The sequence below is a fragment of the Sanguibacter hominis ATCC BAA-789 genome (genome assembly GCF_012396185.1).
In the GTDB taxonomy this organism is placed as follows: domain Bacteria; phylum Actinomycetota; class Actinomycetes; order Actinomycetales; family Cellulomonadaceae; genus Flavimobilis; species Flavimobilis hominis.
In genome coordinates, this window is the sequence record NZ_JAAXOW010000002.1 from 469,489 (window position 1) to 488,260 (window position 18,772).

Below are 18,772 nucleotides of genomic sequence, written 5' to 3' on the forward strand. Positions count from 1 at the left end.
ATGTCGCAACGCGCCGGGAGGTGCCTTCACCTGCGCACGAGCGCATCAGGCGCCGCGGAGCGCCTCCCTGGCCTGCTCCGACGCCGCCACGGCGGCCGCCCGCAACCGCGGGATGTCGGGGCCGGCGGCAAGGACGCCGCGGGACGACGAGGCGAGGACGGCACCTCGTGCGTCGCCGAAGACGTGCCTCAGCTCGGCCGCCCCTGCGCCCTGCGCTCCGACCCCGGGCGCGAGCAGCGGCCCGTTGACCGCCGCGAGGTCGGTCGATGTCGTGGTGACGGCCTCCCCCACCGTCGCGCCGACGACGAGACCGACCGAGCCGAGCGGGACGGCACCCGCGTTGAGCTCGGCTGCGGCCGCCGCGACCGACGCGGCGACCGTCGTCCCGTCGGGCGCCGTCGCGTGCTGGACGGACGCTCCTTCAGGGTTCGACGTGAGGCACAGGACGAACAGCCCGCGGCCCGTGCTCGCAGCGAGGTCGACCGCGGGCGTGAGCGAGCCGAACCCGAGGAACGGCGACACCGTCAGGGCGTCGCCCGCGAGCGGCGATCCGTCGCGCAGGAAGGTCTCGGCGTACGCCGCCATCGTCGAGCCGATGTCACCGCGCTTGGCGTCGACGATCGTGAGGATCCCCGCGTCGCGCGCCGATGCGACAAGCTCCTCGAGCACGGCGACACCCCGGGAGCCGTGCCTCTCGAAGAACGCCGCCTGAGGCTTGAGCGCGGCGGCGCTGCCCGCGACCGCCTCGAGCACGCGGAGCGAGAACTCACGCAGCCCGGTGACGTCGTCGGGCAGGCCCCACTGCTTCAGGAGGCTCGCGTGCGGGTCCACGCCCACGCACAGCGGGCCGTGCTCGTCCATCGCGGCCGCCAGGCGCGCCCCGAAGGGCGCCTCCGGCGACACGAGGGGGACGGCCGTCACGCGATCGCCCCGGGCGTCGGCAGGCTCGACTGAGCGAGGGCCGTCATGTGCTCCTGGAGCGACTGCACCTCGAACGGCCCGGACAGGACCGCCTCGATCGCCTGGACGGCAGCGGAGAGCTGCTGGATCGTCGTGACGATCGCCTTGTCCGCAGCCGTCGTCGCAGCACGGATCTCGTAGCCGTCAGCACGAGCCCCCTGTCCCGAGGGGGTGTTGATCACCATGTCGACCTCGCCGCGCGTGATGAGATCGACGATCGTGGGCTCTCCCGCAGGGCCTGCGCCCTCCGAGTGCTTGCGCACGACCGTGGACGGCACACCGTTGCGGCTGAGCACCGCCGCGGTGCCCGCCGTCGCGAGGATCGTGAAGCCCGACTCGACGAGCCGCTTGATCGGGAACACGAGGTCGCGCTTGTCGCGGTCGGCGACCGAGACGAACACGTTGCCCGAGGTGGGCAGCCCGCCGAAGGCCGCTGCCTGCGACTTGGCGAAGGCGGTCGGGAACTGGGCTGACAGGCCCATCACCTCGCCGGTGGACCGCATCTCGGGGCCGAGCACGGTGTCGACGACCGCGCCGTCGGCGGTGCGGAAGCGCTTGAACGGCAGGACGGCTTCCTTGACCGCGATCGGCTGGTCGAGGTCGATGACCGCCGCGTCACCCTCGGCGGGCAGCACGCCTGCGGCGCGCAGGTCGGCGATCGACTCGCCGACCATCAGGCGCGCGGCGGCCTTCGCGAGCGAGACGCCGGTCGCCTTGGACACGAACGGCACGGTGCGCGACGCGCGCGGGTTCGCCTCGAGGACGTAGAGCACGTCGGAGACGAGCGCGTACTGGACGTTGAGCAGCCCGCGCACGCCGACGCCCTTGGCGATCGCCTCGGTCGAGCGGCGGATGCGGTCGAGCTCCGACTGGCTGAGCGACACGGGCGGCAGCACGCACGCCGAGTCGCCCGAGTGGATCCCGGCCTCTTCGATGTGCTCCATGACGCCGCCGAGGTACAGCTCGGTGCCGTCGTAGAGAGCGTCGACGTCGATCTCCATCGCGTCGTCGAGGAACCGGTCGATGAGGATCGGGGCGAGCCGGCCGCCGGCGAGCGCCGCCTCGCCGAGCGCACGCTCGACGTAGCCGGTGAGGTGCTCGTCGGAGTAGACGATCTCCATGCCACGCCCACCGAGCACGTACGACGGACGGACGAGGACCGGGTAGCCGATGCTCGCGGCGATCTCCTTCGCCTGGACGAGGCTCGTGGCCGTGCCGAACGCGGGGGCGGGCAGGCCGGCCTCCTCGAGCACGCGGCCGAAGACCGAGCGGTCCTCGGCGGCGTCGATCGCCTCGGGAGACGTGCCGAGGATCGGCAGGCCTGCGTCGGCGAGACGCTGCGCGAGGCTCAGCGGGGTCTGCCCGCCGAGCTGCACGATGATGCCCTTGACCGGACCTGCTGCGAGCTCCGCCTCGTAGACCTCGAGGACGTCCTCGAACGTGAGGGGTTCGAAGTAGAGGCGGTCGGACGTGTCGTAGTCGGTCGAGACCGTCTCCGGGTTGCAGTTGACCATGACCGTCTCGTAGCGGTCGGCGAGCGCGAGCGTCGCGTGGACGCACGAGTAGTCGAACTCGATGCCCTGACCGATGCGGTTCGGACCGGAGCCGAGGATGATGACGGCCTCGCGCTCACGCGGGGCGACCTCGGACTCCACGTCGTACGACGAGTAGTGGTACGGCGTCGACGCCGCGAACTCGGCGGCGCACGTGTCGACGGTCTTGAAGACGGGCCGGACGCCGAGGGCGCGGCGCACCTCGCGGACGACAGCTTCCCCCGCGCTGCCGCCGATGCCGCGGAGCTTCGCGACCTGGAGGTCGGACAGGCCGTGACGCTTGGCGCGCGCGAGCACGTCGTGCGTGAGCGCGGGCGCGGCGGCGACCTCGGCGGCGATCTCGTTGACGAGCTGGATCTGGTCGAGGTACCAGGGGTCGATCTTCGTCGCGTCGAACACCTGCTCGATCGTCGCGCCGGCGCGCAGGGCCTGCTGCACCTGGACGAGGCGCTGCTCGGTGGGCCGCTGGATCGTCACGAGCAGCTCGTCGAGCGCGGCGCCCGAGGCAGGCTCGCCGTCCCAGTGGAAGACCGTGCCGGCCTTGTCGATCGACCGCAGCGCCTTGCCGAGCGCCTCGGTGAAGTTGCGGCCGAGCGCCATGGCCTCGCCGACGGACTTCATGGTCGTCGTGAGCGTGTCGTCGGCAGCCGGGAACTTCTCGAACGCGAAGCGCGGCACCTTGACGACCACGTAGTCGAGCGTCGGCTCGAACGACGCGGGCGTCGAGCCCGTGATGTCGTTCGTGATCTCGTCGAGCGTGTAGCCGACGGCGAGCTTCGCGGCGATCTTCGCGATCGGGAAGCCGGTCGCCTTCGACGCGAGAGCCGACGAGCGCGACACGCGCGGGTTCATCTCGATGACGACGACGCGGCCCGTGTCCGGGTGCACGGCGTACTGGATGTTGCAGCCGCCCGTGTCGACGCCGACCTCGCGGATGACCGCGATGCCGATGTCCCGGAGCTTCTGGAACTCGCGGTCGGTGAGGGTCAGTGCGGGCGCGACGGTGATCGAGTCGCCCGTGTGCACGCCGACCGGGTCGACGTTCTCGATCGAGCAGATGACGACGACGTTGTCCGCCTTGTCGCGCATGAGCTCGAGCTCGTACTCCTTCCAGCCGAGGATCGACTCCTCGAGGAGAACCTCGGTCGTCGGCGAGTAGTGCAGACCCTGGCCGACGATGCGGCGGAGGTCCGCCTCGTCGTACGCGATTCCGGACCCGAGACCGCCCATCGTGAAGGAGGGACGCACGACCATCGGGTACCCGAGGGACTCCGCGGCGGCGATCGCCTCGTCGATCGTGTGGATGATCTCGGAGCGGGCGCTCTCGCCACCGCACTTCTCGACGACCTCCTTGAACTGCTGGCGGTCCTCGCCCTTCTCGATCGCGGCGATGTTCGCACCGATGAGCTCGACGTCGTACTTGTCGAGGACGCCGGCCTTGTCGAGCTCGATCGCGGCGTTGAGAGCCGTCTGGCCGCCGAGCGTCGCGAGCACCGCGTCGGGACGCTCCTTCGCGATGATCGTCGTGAGGACCTCGGTCGTGATGGGCTCGACGTACGTCGCGTCTGCGAACTCGGGGTCGGTCATGATCGTCGCCGGGTTCGAGTTCACGAGGATGACCCGCAGCCCCTCCTCCTTGAGCACGCGGCAGGCCTGCGTGCCCGAGTAGTCGAACTCGCACGCCTGGCCGATGACGATGGGGCCCGACCCGATGACGAGGACGGAGTTGATGTCGGTTCTGCGAGGCACGTCTCAGTTCTCCTTGTCAGCGGCGGTCTTGCCGGCGGTCGCGGCCGAGAGGCCGCTCGCGCTCCGGGCGCCGGAGGCCATCAGGTCGAGGAAGCGGTCGAAGAGGTACGCGGCGTCGTGGGGACCCGCGGCAGCCTCAGGGTGGTACTGGACAGAGAACGCCGGGATGTCGAGGCACTCGAGCCCTTCGACGACGTCGTCGTTCAGCCCGACGTGGGACACGACGACGCGGCCGTAGCGCCCGTCGTCGTGCGGGGCCGTGGCGACCTCGTGGAGCGGCGCGTCCACGGCGAAGCCGTGGTTCTGCGAGGTGATCTCCACCTTGCGGGTGCTCAGGTCCATGACGGGCTGGTTGATGCCCCGGTGCCCGTAGCGGAGCTTGTACGTGCCGAAGCCGAGCGCGCGGCCGAGGATCTGGTTGCCGAAGCAGATGCCGAAGTACGGCAGGCCGCGGTCGAGGACCTCGCGCAGGAGCGCGACGGGGTGCTCGGCCGCAGACGGGTCGCCAGGCCCGTTGGAGAAGAACACGCCGTCCGGTTCGAGTGCGAGGACGTCGTCGATCGTCGACGCCGCGGGGATGACGTGGACGCGCATGCCACGCTCGGCGAGGCGCTGCGGCGTCATCGACTTGATGCCGAGGTCGAGGGCGACGACGGTCTTGCGGGGCTCGCGGCCCGCGAACGCACCTGACGGCTCGACGACGTACGCGACGTCCGTCGAGACCTCGGCAGCGAGGTCTGCGCCCTGCATCGACGGCGCGGCCTGGACCTCGGCGACGAGGTCCTCGACACGGCGTGGGTGGCGGCCGTCGAGCAGCGCGGCACCGGAGAAGATGCCGCCGCGCATGACGCCGCGCTCACGCAGGTGTCGCGTCAGCGCCCGGGTGTCGATGTCGCTGATCGAGACGATGCCCTGCTGGGCGAGCTCGTCGGCGAGGTCGTTCTCGGCGCGCCAGTTGGACGACCGGCGGGCGGCGTCGCGCACGACGAAGCCGGCGACCCAGATGCGCGTCGACTCGGGGTCTTCGGTGTTCACGCCCGTGTTGCCGATGTGGGGCGCCGTCATGACGACGATCTGCCGGTGGTAGGAGGGGTCGGTGAGCGTCTCCTGGTAACCAGTCATGCCGGTGTTGAAGACGATCTCGCCGAGGGCCGTCCCGACCGCGCCGTAGGCGCGGCCGACGAACGTTCGACCGTCCTCGAGGACGAGCACGGCTGCGTCGGCGGCGAGGGGGGCGGCGTCGAGGACCTGGGTCACTTCTGCTCCTTCGGCTCGATGGTCGAGTCTGCGGTGGGGGTGCTGCTCAGCGAGCTGATCGCAGCCTGGAGGCGGTCACGGTCGAGCTCGTGCACGGGGCGGAGACCGGTGTCGACGAGGACGTCGGGGGCGTCGCCGGGCTGCCACGTGACCACCACGATGGACTGGTCACCGACGAACTTGCCGACCATGCCCGAGGATCGGACGGTTCCCCGTACCCGCGAGGCGGGGACGAAGAGGTCGGTCGCGCCGTCGCGCAGCACGAGGAGGCCCTCGGAGCCGACCTGCGCGGTCCCGCGGCTGCGCACGCCGAGGCCGTGCGCGCCGATCCGCTCGAGCCAGCTGCGCGCGACGGTCGTCGCGACGTAGAGGACGTCGACGGGCGCGAGGATCTCGTCGCCCACCGTCGTGGGCACGGCGGGAAGGGCAGGGACGACGGCGGCCGTGCGGTCGCCGCGGCGTCGCCAGCTGCGCGCCATGAGCCACAGCACGAGGACCGTGAGCGCGGCGAGCGCTGCGACGGAGACGGGGACGGGGATCCTCATCGGGTGACCTCCCGCGGTGCGGGAGAACCGGCCGGAGCGACCGCCTGACCGTCGAGCACGGTCGCCCGGCCGCGGAGGAACGTCGCGACGACACGGCCGGGGAGCTCCGCCCCGCGGAAGGGGCTGTTGTCGCTCGTCGTGCCCTGCTGGCGCGGGTCGACGACCGTGCGTGCGGCGGGGTCGACGACCACGAGGTTGCCGGGCTCCCCCACGGCGATCGGCCGTCCTTGCGGCAGGTCACCGTCGTCGATGCGTCCGATGCGGGCGGGGTTCGTGGACATGACTCGGGCGACGTCGGACCACGTCATGCGGCCGGTGTCGACCATCGTGGCCTGCACGACGCTGAGCGCCGTCTCGAGGCCGGTCATGCCGAACGCTGCGGCGTCCCACTCGCAGTCCTTGTCCTCGCGGGCGTGCGGGGCGTGGTCGGTCGCGACGATGTCGATCGTCCCGTCCGCGAGGCCCGCGCGGACGGCCTCGACGTCAGCCTCGGTGCGCAGCGGCGGGTTCACCTTGAACAGGGGGTCGTAGCCGCGGGCGCGCTCGTCCGTGAGCATCAGGTGGTGCGGCGTGACCTCGGCGGTCACGCGCAGGCCGCGCGCCTTCGCCCAGCGCACGAGCTCGACGGAGCCCGCGGTCGACAGGTGGCACACGTGCAGGCGGGAGCCGACGTGCTCGGCGAGCAGGATGTCGCGCGCGATGATCGCTTCCTCGGCGACAGCGGGCCAGCCGCGGAGCCCGATCTCGGCGGAGACGACCCCCTCGTGCATCTGGGCGCCCTCGGTGAGCCGGGGCTCCTGCGCGTGCTGCGCGACGACTCCGTCGAAGGCCTTGACGTACTCGAGCGCTCGACGCATGAGGACGGGGTCGTGGACGCACTTGCCGTCGTCGGAGAAGACGCGGACCTGCGCTGCGGAGGAGGCCATCGCGCCGAGCTCGGCGAGCTGCTCGCCTGCGAGGCCGACCGACACCGCGCCGACAGGGTGGACGTCGACCCAGCCGGCGTCGCGGCCGAGCCGCCACACCTGCTCGACGACGCCCGCCGTGTCGGCGACCGGGGTCGTGTTCGCCATCGCGTGGACGGCGGTGAAGCCGCCGAGAGCGGCGGCGCGCGTGCCGGTGAGGACGGTCTCGGCGTCCTCTCGGCCGGGCTCGCGCAGGTGCGTGTGCAGGTCGACGAGGCCGGGCAGGAGGACGAGGCCCTGCGCGTCGACGGTGCGGACGCCGTCAGGTGCGGTCAGTGAGCCGGCCGTGGCGACCTCGGTGATCGTGCCGTCGAGGACGAGGACGTCGCTGGGCTCGCCGCCGAGGACCTGGGCACCGACGACGAGGACGGACGTCTCGGGGTGGGGGGCGGTCATCAGGACTCCTTCGTGGCGAGTGTGAGGTAGAGGACGGCCATGCGGACCGCGACGCCGTTCGCGACCTGCTCGACGATGACGGAGCGCGCCGAGTCGGCGGCCTCCGCGGAGATCTCGAGGCCTCGGTTCATGGGGCCGGGGTGCATGACGATCGCGTGGTCGGAGAGCGTCGCGAGCCTGCGGGCGTCGAGCCCGAACAGGCGCGAGTACTCGAGGGGGCTCGGGAAGAACCCCCCGCCTGCGGCGCTCATGCGCTCGCGCTGGACGCGGAGCATCATGACGGCGTCTGGGCTATCGGCGAGCGTCGCGTCGAGGTCGTACGACACCGCGCACGGCCAGGTCTCGACGCCGACGGGGACGAGGGTCGGGGGCGCGACGAGGGTCACGCGGGCTCCGAGGGTCGTGAGGAGCTGGACGTTGGACCGTGCGACGCGCGAGTGCAGGACGTCCCCGACGACTGCGACGTGCAGTCCGGCCAGGTCGAGCCCGACGCCGGACCGTGCGTCGAGCGAGGCGCCCGCACCTGCCGCGCCGCGCCCGGCGAGGTGGCGGCGGATCGTGAACGCGTCGAGGAGCGCCTGGGTCGGGTGCTGGTGAGTTCCGTCGCCCGCGTTGACGACGCTCGCGTCGACCCAGCCGGCGGTGGCGAGCAGGTGCGGTGCACCTGAGGCGTGGTGGCGCACGACGATGCCGTCCGCACCCATCGCCTGGAGCGTGAGCGCGGTGTCCTTGAGGGACTCGCCCTTGGAGACGCTCGAACCCTTGGCCGAGAAGTTGATGACGTCGGCCGACAGTCGCTTCGCTGCGGTCTCGAAGGAGATGCGCGTGCGGGTCGAGTCCTCGAAGAACAGGTTGACGACGGTCCGTCCGCGCAGCGTCGGGAGCTTTTTGATCTCCCGGGCCTGCGTCGCGGCCATCTCTGCGGCTGTGTCGAGGACGTGCACCGCGGCAGCGCGGTCGAGGTCGGCGGCAGACAGGAGGTGCTTCACAGCGCCACCTCCGGCGAGCCTGCCTGGGAGATCGTCACCGCGTCGTCCCCGTCCACCTCGGCGAGACGCACCTGGACGCGCTCGGTCGTCGACGTCGGGAGGTTCTTGCCGACGTAGTCGGGTCGGATCGGCAGCTCGCGGTGGCCGCGGTCGACGAGGGCCGCCAGCTGGACGGCTCGGGGTCGTCCGAGGTCCTTGATCGCGTCGAGCGCAGCGCGGATGGTCCGTCCCGAGAAGAGGACGTCGTCGACGAGCACGACGATCTTGTCGTCGATCCCGCCGCTCGGCAGGGTCGTCGAGCCGATCGTGCGCGTGGGGTGCCGGTGCAGGTCGTCGCGGTACATCGTGATGTCGAGCTCACCGACGAGCGTGTCGACGTCGAGCGTCGGCTCGACGTCGGCGAGTCGCTGGGCGAGCCGACGGGCGAGCGGAAGTCCGCGGGTGGGGATCCCCAGGAGGACGAGATCGTCGCCGCCCTTGTTCCGTTCGAGGATCTCGTGGGCGATGCGCGTCAGCGCGCGGGCGATCTCTGGGGCGCCGAGGACCGTGGTCCCGCCGCCGGGCATAGGCATGCCAGAGGACATCTGGCGACCTCCTTCTCCGCCTCACAGGACGGCTCTTAAAGGAATGTCTGACAGTCCTGAACTGTACGCCGGGTTCCGGGCGGACAGGCGGACGTGTCCACCGTTCGGTCGCGAGTCGAGAGGGAGCGAGGTGTGCCGAGGTGGGACCTAGGTCCTCGCGCGGCGGACGGGGCGAGGGAGGATCGAGAGGTGATCGACGTGTACTACTACTCAAGCTCGTCCGGCATGGTGCGGCTGTTCGCCGAACGTCTCGGACGGCCGGTCCACGACCTGTCCCGGCGAGAGGTGCGCACGAGCGTGCCGACGGGACCGTGGGTGCTCCTCACGCCGTCGTACAAGACCGGGAACGTCGACAACGACACGATCCCGGAGCCTGTCCGGCGATTCCTCGCCCACCCGGAGACGCGTCGCCGCCTCGTCGGGGTGATGGGGTCGGGGAACCGCAACTTCGGAGAGCACTATCAGGCGGCGTGCCGCCAGATCGCGCGACTGTCGGGGCGGCCGGTCCTCTTCGAGTTCGAGCTGCAGGGCACGCGGTGGGACGTCGAGGACGCGCAGCGCATCCTCGCGGACCTCGACGCAGCGATCGCGGCGGGGCACGCCTGACGCCGTCTGGCTGCGGCTGGCACGAGCGCGGCACCCCGCCGGTGATCAGCGGTTCTGGCTGTCGCCCCCGCGGTGCAAGAGATCCTCGCGCACGACACGACGCAGCACCTTGCCGATCTGCGACCGGGGCAGCTCCTTGACGAGCTCGAGCTGCTTGGGCAGCGCATAGCGCGCGAGCTTTGCCTCGCACCAGGCGCGCACGGACTCGAGGTCGACCTGCGCGTGGGTCGCGGCGTCCTTGGCGAGCACGATGGCCGCGACGACGCGCTCACCGAGGTCGCCGCCGGGCATGCCGATGATCGCGACGTCCTCGACGCCGGGCATCGCGCGGAGGTGCTCCTCGACCTGCGACGGATACACCTTGAAGCCGCCGGTGATGATCATCTCCTTGATGCGGTCGACGAGGCGGACGAACCCGTCCTCCTGCATGACGACGACGTCACCCGTGCGGATCCAGCGCTTCCCGTCGATCTCGACGAGTGTGTCCGCACTCTCGTCGGGGCGGTTCCAGTAGCCGCCGAAGACCTGGGGGCCGGCGATGAGCAGCTCCCCGCGCTCCCCCGGCTCCACGAGGCGGTACGGGTCCTCCTGGTCGGCGATGCGGATGTCGGTAGAAGGGAACGGCAGCCCGAGGGTCCCGGGCTGGCGGTTCTCGGAGCACGGGCTGCCGAGCGCGACGGGCGACGTCTCGGTCATGCCGTAGCCCTCGATCGCGTACCCGCCGGTCACGTCTTCCCAGGCCTTGGCGACCTCGCCGGGCAGCGGCATCGCGCCGCAGATGGCATAGCGGAACGTGCCGAGGTCGACACCCTGCTCGACCGCCGCCTTCGCGAGGCGGTCGAGCATGGGCGGGACGGCGGGGATGAAAGTTCCCGGGATGCGCTTCTGCGTCGCGAGGACGGAGGCGACGTCGAACTTCGGGAAGAGGACGAGCGTCGCGCCGATACGGATCGTGAACGACAGGCACAGGGTGAGGCCGAACGCGTGGAAGAACGGCAGCACGCCGTACACGACGTCGTCGCTCACACCGCTCTGCGGGCCGTCGGCGAAGCCCATCTGGGTCCACTCCTGGCCCTGCGTCGCGTTCGCGACGAGGTTGGCGTGGGTGAGCATCGCGGCCTTGGGCGTGCCGGTCGTGCCGCCCGTGTACTGCAGGAGCGCGAGGTCGCCCGAGCCCGGGGCCGGGTAGCTTGCGGGAAGGCGCGTCGCCTTCTTGAGCAGGCGCTCCCAGCGCACGACGCTCGCGGGGATGGGGGCGCGCAGCGCCTCGCGCAGGGCGCGGGCCTTCGCGATCGGGAGGCTGAGCGCGAGGCGCTTGGCGCCGGGCAGGTCGCGCGAGAGGTCGACGCCGACGATCGTGTGGACGTCTGTCTCGCCCTGGCGCTCCGCGAGACGAGCCGCGGTGGGCTCCCAGCACACGGCGACGGTCGCGCCTGCGTCGGCGACCTGGTGCGCGAGCTCCTCGGCGCTGTAGGTCGGGTTGCACTCGACGACGACGCCGCCGATGCGCAGCACGGCGTAGAACACGACCACGTGGGTGGCACAGTTGGGCAGGCCGATCGCGACCCGGTCCCCCGGGCGTACGCCGAGCTTCGTCAGGACGCCCGCAGCGTGGGCGACCTGCTCGCCGAGCTCGCGGTACGTCGTCTGACGGCCCATGAAGTCGAGGGCGACACGGTCGGGATAGGTGCGTGCGCCGCGCTCGAGGGCTGCGGTGAGAGGCTCGTCCGCAACCGTGATGTCGGCGCTGACGCCGGGAGAGTAGGACCGCGTCCAGGGACGCTCCTCCGAAGGCCGTGTCATGGGTCTCAGTCTAACTTACGGAAGCGTAGGTTACGCGGCCGAAGGTGGATGGTTCGGGGAGATCCTCGCAGCGTGCCGACCCCGAGACGCGCGAGAGCCCGCACCCCGGAGGCGGGGTGCGGGCTCTCGGTGAGCAGGTCAGCCGAGGATCGTCGGCTTGAGCTCGAGGATGCGTGCGAGCAGGCCGTTCACGAAGGACGGCGACTCGTCGGTCGACAGGCCCGAGACCAGCTCGACGGCCTCGTCGATCGCGACCGCGTCAGGCACGTCGTCGTTGAACAGCAGCTCCCAGGTCGCGAGGCGGAGGACCGCCCGGTCGACCGAGGGCATGCGCTCGAGCGTCCAGCCGTTCGAGTACGTCTCGAGGATCTCGTCGATGTGACGCGCGTGCGCGTCGTACCCCTCGACGAGCTCGACCGCGTACTGCGGCAGCGCGGACTCGACCCCGGGGTGTGCGACACGCTCCGCGAGCATCTCGAGCAGGTCGAGGTCTCGCTGCTCCGCCTCGAAGATGACGTCGAGCGCGCGCTTGCGCGCCTTGGTACGGGCTCCCACGTCAGTCGGTCACTCGACCCAGGTACGAGCGGTCACGGGTGTCGACCTTCACGCGCGTCCCGGTCTCGAGGAACAGCGGGACCTGGATCTCCGCGCCGGTCTCGAGCGTGGCCGGCTTCGTGCCGCCCGTCGAGCGGTCCCCCTGCAGGCCCGGCTCGGTGTACGTGATCTCGAGGACGACCGAGGCCGGGAGCTCGATGTAGAGGGGGGTGCCGTCGTTGGAAGCGACGAGCACGTTCTGGTTCTCGAGCATGAAGTCGACAGCGTCGCCGACGACCGCGGCCGAGACCGGGATCTGGTCGTACGAGGACGTGTCCATGAAGATGAAGTCGTCGCCGTCCTTGTACAGGTACTGCATGTCGCGCTTGTCGACGTTGGCGGTCTCGATCTTCAGGCCCGCGTTGAACGTCTTGTCGACGGTCTTGCCGGAGACGACGTTCTTCATCTTGGTGCGGACGAAGGCGCCACCCTTGCCGGGCTTGACGTGCTGGAACTCGATGATGGTCCACAGCTGGCCATCGATGCGGAGCACGGTGCCGTTCTTGATGTCGTTCGTGGTCGCCACGGTTCATCTTCCTGTTGCGTTGACAAGGATCAGGGCCTGGAGAAGGCCGGTCCTGACCGCGTGCACCGGGGCTCACGGCGGACAGCGGCTGCGCGAGACTTCGCGAGCAGCCGCTCAAGTATAGCGGTGGCGCCGGGACGCCCCGGGTCAGCCGGCGAGCGCCTGGAGCGCGAGGTGGTAGCTCTCGAAACCGAAGCCGGCGATCGTCCCCGTCGCGACGGGGCCGACGACGCTCAGGTGCCGGAACGCCTCGCGCGCGTACGGGTTGGAGATGTGCACCTCGACGAGACGCAGCCCGACGTCGGTCACCTGCGCGGCAGCGTCCCGCAACGCGTACGAGTAGTGCGTGAACGCCGCCGGGTTGAGGACGACGTCGCTTCGGGTGTCGACCGCCTCGTGGAGCCAGCCGACCATCTCGGACTCGTCGTCCGTCTGCCGCACCTCGACGTCGAGCCCGAGCTCAGCACCCCAGCGCTCCCCCGCCTCCACGAGGTCACCGAGCGTGAGGTGCCCGTACACCTCAGGCTCACGCACGCCGAGACGACCGAGGTTGGGACCATTGAGCAGGAGCACGCGCGTCATGACGCGAACCTAGCGCACATCACAACGACACCGGCCGGTCGCCCGCGGGGGCGTCCTCGCTGACCTCGGCGTACGCCGCCGCGAGGAGCGTGGGGTCCGGACCCTCGAGGCGGGTGGGGTGGCCGAGCGAGTCCAGGACGACGAAGCGCAGCAGGTCGCCGCGGGACTTCTTGTCGCGGCGCATCGCGCCGAGCAGCGCGTCCCAGCGGTCGCCGCGGTACGTGAGCGGCAGGCCGAGCGACGAGAGCACGCTGCGGTGCCGTGCGACGTCGTCGTCGGAGAGCTTGCCGGCGAGCCGCGCGAGCTCGGCGGCGAAGACCATGCCGACCGACACGGCCGCACCGTGGCGCCACTGGTAGCGCTCGACGTGCTCGATCGCGTGGCCGAAAGTGTGGCCGTAGTTGAGAATCTCCCGCAGGCCGGACTCCTTGAGGTCCTCCCCCACGACGTCGGCCTTCCACTGCACCGCGCGCTGGATCAGCTCGACGAGGACCGGCTCGTCGACCGACGTCGCGCCCTGCGACAAGGGTGCCGCGTTCGACTCGATCAGCTCGAGCACGCGCGCGTCCGCGACGAGACCGCACTTGACGATCTCCCCGAGGCCCGCCACGAAGTCCCAACGCGGAAGCGTCTCGAGCGCGTCGATGTCGCACAGGACGCCTGCGGGCGGGTAGAACGCACCGACGAGGTTCTTGCCCTCAGCCGTGTTGATGCCCGTCTTGCCGCCGACGGCGGCGTCGACCATCGCGAGGATCGTCGTCGGGACGTGCACGACCTTGATGCCGCGCAGCCAGGTCGCGGCGACGAAGCCGCCGAGGTCGGTTGTCGCACCCCCGCCGACCGCGACGATCGCGTCCGACCGGGTGAAGTCCGCCTGGCCGAGCACCTGCCAGCAGAACGCGGCGACCTGGGCGGTCTTCGACTCCTCGGCGTCCGGCACCTCAGCCTGGATCGCCTCGTAGCCCTGCTCGACGAGGTCCTCGCGGATCGCGTCAGCCGTCGTCGCGAGCGCTGCCGGGTGCAGCACGAGCACCTTGCGGACGGACTCCCCCAGCATGGCGGGCAGCTCCCCGAGGAGGTGCCGGCCGATCACGACGTCGTACGGGGAATCCCCGTGCACGGTCACACGGACGGGCGCTGCACTCATCGGGTACCTCCGGGCTGGGCCGCGTCGAGCGCGGCGAGGATCTGCGCCGCGACGTCCGCCGGCGCGAGGTCGTCGGTCAGCACGTGCAGCGAACCGACCTTCTCGTACACCGGGCGGCGCGCGGACATGAGCGCCTGCCACTGCGCACGCGGGTTGCCGACGAGCAGGGGACGGGCCGTGTTGAAGCCGACGCGCGGCGCGGCGTGAGCGAGCGACACGTCGAGGAAGACGACCGTCCCGCCGTCGGCCACGTACCGCGCGAGCAGCGACTGCGTGTCCTCGGCGAGGACCGCGCCTCCCCCGAGCGCGAGGACGCCCTCGTGCTCGGCGAGCGCAGTCGCGACCGCGCGACGCTCGAGGGCGCGGAACGTGTCCTCACCGTCCTCGACGAAGATGTCGCTCACCGACTTGCCCGCCAGCACCTCGACATCGGCATCCGTGTCGCGGACGCTCCAGCCCGTCACGGCGCCGATCTCCGCGGCGACGGTGGACTTGCCGGAGCCGGGCGGACCGGCGAGGACGACGCGAGGACTGCTTGTCTGGACCACGGACCGAGAGTACCGGGATGCCCCGCCGGCTGCTGAGACGTCCGTGCCCCGTGGACTAAGGCCCGGTCGACGAGATGCCGATACCGACATGTCAGGTGTGTCACGTTCATCAGGGAGAACTATGAGAGTCCGCCGGCTTGTGGCGGGGGCGACTGCGGTCACCCTTTCGTTAAGTCTGTTCACCACAACGATGCCGACGGCGTCGGCTGCAGAACCCGTCGTCGCGGCCGTCGACTACTCGGCGACGAGGACGACGCCCTCAGGTGATCTCGTGTTCGCCTGGCACCGGGTCGCGGGCGCCACCGGCTACGACCTCCAGGTGGCGAGCGACTCGTCCTTCAGCACCCTCGTCGCAAGCACCTCGACAGCAGCGACACGCTGGGTCGCGCCCTCCGCGCTCTGGGCCGCCGACTCGCGTCAGCTGTTCTGGCGGGTCGCCCCCAAGGGCGTCGGAGCCGACATCAGCGGCGCCACCGTCCAGGCGTTCTCCCGATCGCAAGCCCCGACCCCCGAGCTCCTCGCTCCGGCCGACGGGACGACGATCACCTATCCCAGCCCCGTCACGCTCTCCTGGGAGGTGACGCCCGGCGCAACCGAGTACACGGTCACCTACCGGCCGACGAGCGGCGGCAACGCGACGAGCGCCAAGATCGCCGGCACCGCCTATACGCTCCCTGCCCTCAAAGAGGCGGGCGAGTACACCTGGAACGTCAAGGCGCACTTCCCCGCCTCCGCACCGCAGCCTGCCGTCGAGAGCTACCCTTCCGCGTCCCGGACGTTCAGGGCGAGCTGGGGCGCCGCATCTGTGCCACAGCTGGTGCAGCCGGCCGACAGGTCGGTCGCCAACGACCTCGAGTTCGCGTGGAGCGAGGTGGACGGCGCCAAGGAGTACAAGTTCGAGCTGAGCAGCGACATCAGCTTCGGATCCTCGAGCATCAAGCTCACGAGCATCGTGAGCGGCACGTCGTTCGTGCCGACCGACGTACTCGCCCTGGGGACCTACCACTGGCGGGTCACGCCCATCGACGCGTCGGGTACGCCCGGAGAGACGTCCACCTCCTTCCAGGTCCAGAAGGTGTCGTCGACGGACGAGGGCTCAGCAACCACCACGGCGACGCCGGCGATCCCCGAGTTCATCGGGCTCTCCAGCACGGTCGCGGGCGCACCGACGCTCGACTTCGACTCCTTCCAGCTTCGGTGGACCGCCGTGCCGCGCGCGACGTACTACCGCGTGGAGGTGGACCGGAGCGGCGGCGGCAAGATGGCGTGCACGACCGCATCGACGAGCGCGACGATCGTCTCGCAGGCGACCGCGGTCGGAAACGCGAAGGCCTCCCTCACCAGCTCGACCCCGTGCCTCTTCACGAGCACCGAAGCGGACCGCATCAAGCCGGCATCGGCAGAGGACCTCGCAGCCGGCACCGCTCCGATCTACATCGCCAAGGTCTTCGCGGTGAACATGTCGGCCTCGTCGACGAAGGACTACAAGGACTCCGATCCCAAGCACGACGACGTGGTGCCGTCGAGCCTGGAGTCCAAGCCGCACTACTTCCGGGTCGGGAACAGCGGCACCGCGACGGCGACAGCTGACGCGATCACGCCCGACAGCCCCGCGCAGACGGCCACGATGGAGTCGAGCCCTTACCTCACCTGGCCGGCGAGCTCACTGCCGGGCGTCGTCGGGTACATCGTCAACGTGTACACCGAAGGAGTGGGATCGTCCCTCGTCGCCGAGCTCCGGGTGCCGACGAACGCGCTGCGCACCACGGGCGTGTTCAAGCCCAACCGGACCGACGCCTCCACAGACTCCTACAACGTCACCATCGCGCCCGCGTCCGGGTCCCCTACCTCGCCGAGCCAGTGGACCGAGCTCGTGGGTGACGTCGTCGAGAAGGAGACGATCAGCTGGCGCCGCTCGCTGCCGCCGACCGAGGCAGGCACGGTCGTCCAGCAGGGCAATGTCCCTGTCCTGCGGCTCAAGCCGAACCCCGCCACCCAGTTCGGCGGTTCCTCCCGAGGGTACGCGGTCCGGATCTACCCCGAGGGCAGCAACAACGCTGTCACGACCCTCAAGGTCGACCAGCCCTCGACCGTCGCCGCGAAGTCGTTCTCGACGAGCGGCACCACGTTCACGGCCACCCCGCTCGCGAGCGGACGCTACACCTTCACCTGGGCGCCCTTGGACGCCGTGGGCAACGAGGCCGAGCACTCGGCACCGACCAGCTTTGCCATCGGGAGCAACGCCCCGACAGGTCTCAGCCGGACGACGCGCCCCGGGGGAACGTCGGCGACGCTGACCTGGTCCTACCCTGTGACCGCCAAGGGCTATGACGTCGAGGTGACGCAGGTCGGGTCTTCGGCCACGTCAAAGTTCACGACGGCGTCCCGTGGGGTCACGGTCGAGGGCCTCGTGCCTGGCCGGTCCTACTCGTGGCGGGTCCGAGCCCGAGATGTCGCCGACAACCTGGGGGCGTGGGCTGCTGGCACCGCGTTCACGGCACCCAACCTCGCGGCGACGCCGCGCACGGTCAACGTCACGGACGCGTCCTCGGCCGCGCCCGTGCTGACGTGGGACCCTGTCCCCGGAGCCTCCCGCTACCTGGTCAAGATCAGCCGCGCTGGGCAGTCCACGATGTCGACGGTGGAGACGTCGGCGCTCAGCCACGTGCCCACCGTGGCGCTCGCCTACGGCACGGGGTACTTCTACGAGGTCCAGGCCATCGGGTCAGGCACCGCGTCCACCGCGCTCCTCGGAACGGTCCAGACCGGCAACCTGTCCGTCGTGACCCTGCCCAGTGCACCCACCACTCCGTCGACGACGGTCAACGGGACTTCCATCACTGCTAGCTGGAATGCCCTCGTGGCGCCAGCGACCGGATCGGCCCAGGTCCCCACCTACACCCTCCAGTACCGGTCCAAGCCGGCAGGCGTGTCAGCCGACGGCTGGGTCGACGCTGGCACCGGCGTGAACTTGACGTCCTACACGGTGACTGGGCTCGCGCAGGGCACCGTCTACCAGTTCCGCGTGAGGGCGTCCAACAGCGAGGGCGTGAGCGCATGGTCTGGCACGCGTGAGCAGACCACCGTCGCGCAACCTGGCCCGATCACCCGGCTCACCGCGACCCCGGGCCTCGGGTCCCTGCGGCTCACGTGGAGCGCGCCGGCAACCACCTCGACTGCTGGCCGCGCGAACGACTACGTCGTCGAGTTCACCACCGGCGGCGCCTGGACCCGCGTCGTGGTTCCGGGAACTTCGGTGACACTCGACCGTCTGGCCCCTGGCCGGGCGTACTCGGTCCAGGTCGCTGCTCGCAACGCCGCAGGCACGTCGCAGATGGTCGGGCTGAGCGCCGTTACTCTGGCTGCCCCGGGCACGCCTCGCGCCGTCAAGGCCAAGCGTGGGAACACGACGGCGACGGTGACGTGGGCCGCTCCTTCCTCGAACGGAGGCTCGAGCATCACGTCCTACACCGTCGAGTCTCGGAGCTATGCCGGGAAGAAGTGGTCCGCATGGGCGGTCCGGGGTGCGACCTCGGGGGCTACGTCCTGGGTCGCCGGCGGTCTCGTGAACGGGACCGCATACGAGTTCCGTGTCATCGCTCGAACCGCTCTCGGCCTCAGCGCCCCGAGCGCTGCGGCGGCGGTCACGCCTGCGGGTAAGCCGCTCGCTCCTACGGTGAAGGCCAAGTCGTCCAAGAAGCGTGCTGTCACGGTCTCGTGGAAGGCCGCACCCACCAACGGTTCCAAGGTCACGAAGTACGTCGTGCAGTACTCGACCAACGGCAAGAAGTGGAAGACCGTCAAGACGACGTCGGCGTCTGCGCGGAGCTACACCTGGAAGAAGGGCAAGTCCAAGAAGCTCTACTACTTCCGGGTCTACGCCGTGAACTCGCTCGGCTCAGGTGTCAAGAGCGTGAGCGCGAACGCTCTCGTGAAGTAGCCTCTCGCTGACGTAGAGAAGGGCGGGG

General features: G+C 70.5%; 15 protein-coding genes. 2 read left to right on the forward strand and 13 right to left on the reverse strand.

Translation table 11 applies throughout. The features are described from left to right. Positions 1–45: 45 nt before the first annotated feature. Genes pyrF through pyrR form a run of 7 tightly spaced genes read right to left on the reverse strand, consistent with a single transcriptional unit; the run spans position 46 to position 8,998 of the window. Positions 46–921, reverse strand: a complete 876-nt coding sequence (gene pyrF / locus HF995_RS08695) for an orotidine-5'-phosphate decarboxylase (RefSeq protein WP_350308804.1) — start codon at positions 919–921, stop codon at positions 46–48. Further along, positions 918–4,262, reverse strand: coding sequence for a carbamoyl-phosphate synthase large subunit (carB, locus tag HF995_RS08700; RefSeq protein ID WP_168447386.1), 3,345 nt, complete (start codon positions 4,260–4,262; stop codon positions 918–920). Before carB ends, pyrF begins: the two co-directional genes overlap by 4 nt. Positions 4,263–4,265: 3 nt before the next feature. Continuing rightward, positions 4,266–5,519 (reverse strand): glutamine-hydrolyzing carbamoyl-phosphate synthase small subunit, encoded by a 1,254-nt coding sequence (gene carA, locus HF995_RS08705; RefSeq protein WP_168447387.1) that lies wholly within the window; start codon positions 5,517–5,519, stop codon positions 4,266–4,268. Beyond that, a complete protein-coding gene (locus HF995_RS08710) occupies positions 5,516–6,064 on the reverse strand; it encodes a PH-like domain-containing protein (protein WP_168447388.1) in 549 nt (182 codons plus the stop codon). The genes carA and HF995_RS08710 overlap by 4 nt, the downstream gene beginning before the upstream one ends. Continuing rightward, positions 6,061–7,425 (reverse strand): dihydroorotase, encoded by a 1,365-nt coding sequence (locus tag HF995_RS08715; RefSeq protein WP_168447389.1) that lies wholly within the window; start codon positions 7,423–7,425, stop codon positions 6,061–6,063. Before HF995_RS08715 ends, HF995_RS08710 begins: the two co-directional genes overlap by 4 nt. Beyond that, the gene (locus HF995_RS08720; protein WP_168447390.1) at positions 7,425–8,414 is read right to left on the reverse strand and encodes an aspartate carbamoyltransferase catalytic subunit; all 990 of its coding nucleotides are present in this window, start codon (positions 8,412–8,414) and stop codon (positions 7,425–7,427) included. The genes HF995_RS08715 and HF995_RS08720 overlap by 1 nt, the downstream gene beginning before the upstream one ends. Next, positions 8,411–8,998, reverse strand: a complete 588-nt coding sequence (gene pyrR / locus HF995_RS08725; RefSeq protein WP_286189414.1) for a bifunctional pyr operon transcriptional regulator/uracil phosphoribosyltransferase PyrR — start codon at positions 8,996–8,998, stop codon at positions 8,411–8,413. Before pyrR ends, HF995_RS08720 begins: the two co-directional genes overlap by 4 nt. 189 nt (positions 8,999–9,187) lie before the next feature. Between pyrR and nrdI the strand changes: the two genes are divergently transcribed. After that, positions 9,188–9,604 (forward strand): class Ib ribonucleoside-diphosphate reductase assembly flavoprotein NrdI, encoded by a 417-nt coding sequence (gene nrdI / locus HF995_RS08730; protein ID WP_350308805.1) that lies wholly within the window; start codon positions 9,188–9,190, stop codon positions 9,602–9,604. 45 nt (positions 9,605–9,649) lie between these two features. Here nrdI and HF995_RS08735 read toward each other — a convergent pair whose 3' ends face one another. From HF995_RS08735 to HF995_RS08760, 6 genes are all read right to left on the reverse strand, one after another. Next, complete coding sequence (locus tag HF995_RS08735) at positions 9,650–11,407, reverse strand: AMP-binding protein (RefSeq protein ID WP_168447391.1); 1,758 nt, start codon at positions 11,405–11,407, stop codon at positions 9,650–9,652. A gap of 138 nt (positions 11,408–11,545) precedes the next feature. Continuing rightward, positions 11,546–11,962, reverse strand: coding sequence for a transcription antitermination factor NusB (gene nusB / locus HF995_RS08740; protein WP_168447392.1), 417 nt, complete (start codon positions 11,960–11,962; stop codon positions 11,546–11,548). A gap of 1 nt (position 11,963) precedes the next feature. Continuing rightward, the gene (gene efp / locus HF995_RS08745) at positions 11,964–12,527 is read right to left on the reverse strand and encodes an elongation factor P (protein ID WP_168447393.1); all 564 of its coding nucleotides are present in this window, start codon (positions 12,525–12,527) and stop codon (positions 11,964–11,966) included. A gap of 147 nt (positions 12,528–12,674) precedes the next feature. Continuing rightward, positions 12,675–13,109 (reverse strand): type II 3-dehydroquinate dehydratase, encoded by a 435-nt coding sequence (locus tag HF995_RS08750; protein ID WP_168447394.1) that lies wholly within the window; start codon positions 13,107–13,109, stop codon positions 12,675–12,677. 19 nt (positions 13,110–13,128) lie between these two features. After that, entirely contained in the window at positions 13,129–14,256 is a 1,128-nt protein-coding gene (gene aroB / locus HF995_RS08755; protein WP_168447395.1) for a 3-dehydroquinate synthase, read from the reverse strand. Then, on the reverse strand, positions 14,253–14,804 hold the full coding sequence (locus HF995_RS08760; protein WP_350308806.1) for a shikimate kinase: 552 nt from the start codon (positions 14,802–14,804) through the stop codon (positions 14,253–14,255). Before HF995_RS08760 ends, aroB begins: the two co-directional genes overlap by 4 nt. Before the next feature lie 190 nt (positions 14,805–14,994). Between HF995_RS08760 and HF995_RS08765 the strand changes: the two genes are divergently transcribed. Next, positions 14,995–18,744: a fibronectin type III domain-containing protein gene (locus HF995_RS08765; RefSeq protein WP_168447397.1), complete on the forward strand. Its 3,750-nt coding sequence runs from the start codon at positions 14,995–14,997 to the stop codon at positions 18,742–18,744. Positions 18,745–18,772 lie beyond the last annotated feature (28 nt).

What these genes read in the sequence shown, in the direction of transcription:
- HF995_RS08710 (WP_168447388.1), bottom strand. Translation starts at nt 6,064, where the DNA reads ATGAGGATCCCCGTCCCCGTCTCCGTCGCAGCGCTCGCCGCGCTCACG.
- HF995_RS08715 (WP_168447389.1), bottom strand. Translation starts at nt 7,425, where the DNA reads ATGACCGCCCCCCACCCCGAGACGTCCGTCCTCGTCGTCGGTGCCCAG.
- pyrR (WP_286189414.1), bottom strand. Translation starts at nt 8,998, where the DNA reads ATGTCCTCTGGCATGCCTATGCCCGGCGGCGGGACCACGGTCCTCGGC.
- HF995_RS08735 (WP_168447391.1), bottom strand. Translation starts at nt 11,407, where the DNA reads ATGACACGGCCTTCGGAGGAGCGTCCCTGGACGCGGTCCTACTCTCCC.
- HF995_RS08750 (WP_168447394.1), bottom strand. Translation starts at nt 13,109, where the DNA reads ATGACGCGCGTGCTCCTGCTCAATGGTCCCAACCTCGGTCGTCTCGGC.
- aroB (WP_168447395.1), bottom strand. Translation starts at nt 14,256, where the DNA reads ATGAGTGCAGCGCCCGTCCGTGTGACCGTGCACGGGGATTCCCCGTAC.
- HF995_RS08765 (WP_168447397.1), top strand. Translation starts at nt 14,995, where the DNA reads ATGCCGACGGCGTCGGCTGCAGAACCCGTCGTCGCGGCCGTCGACTAC.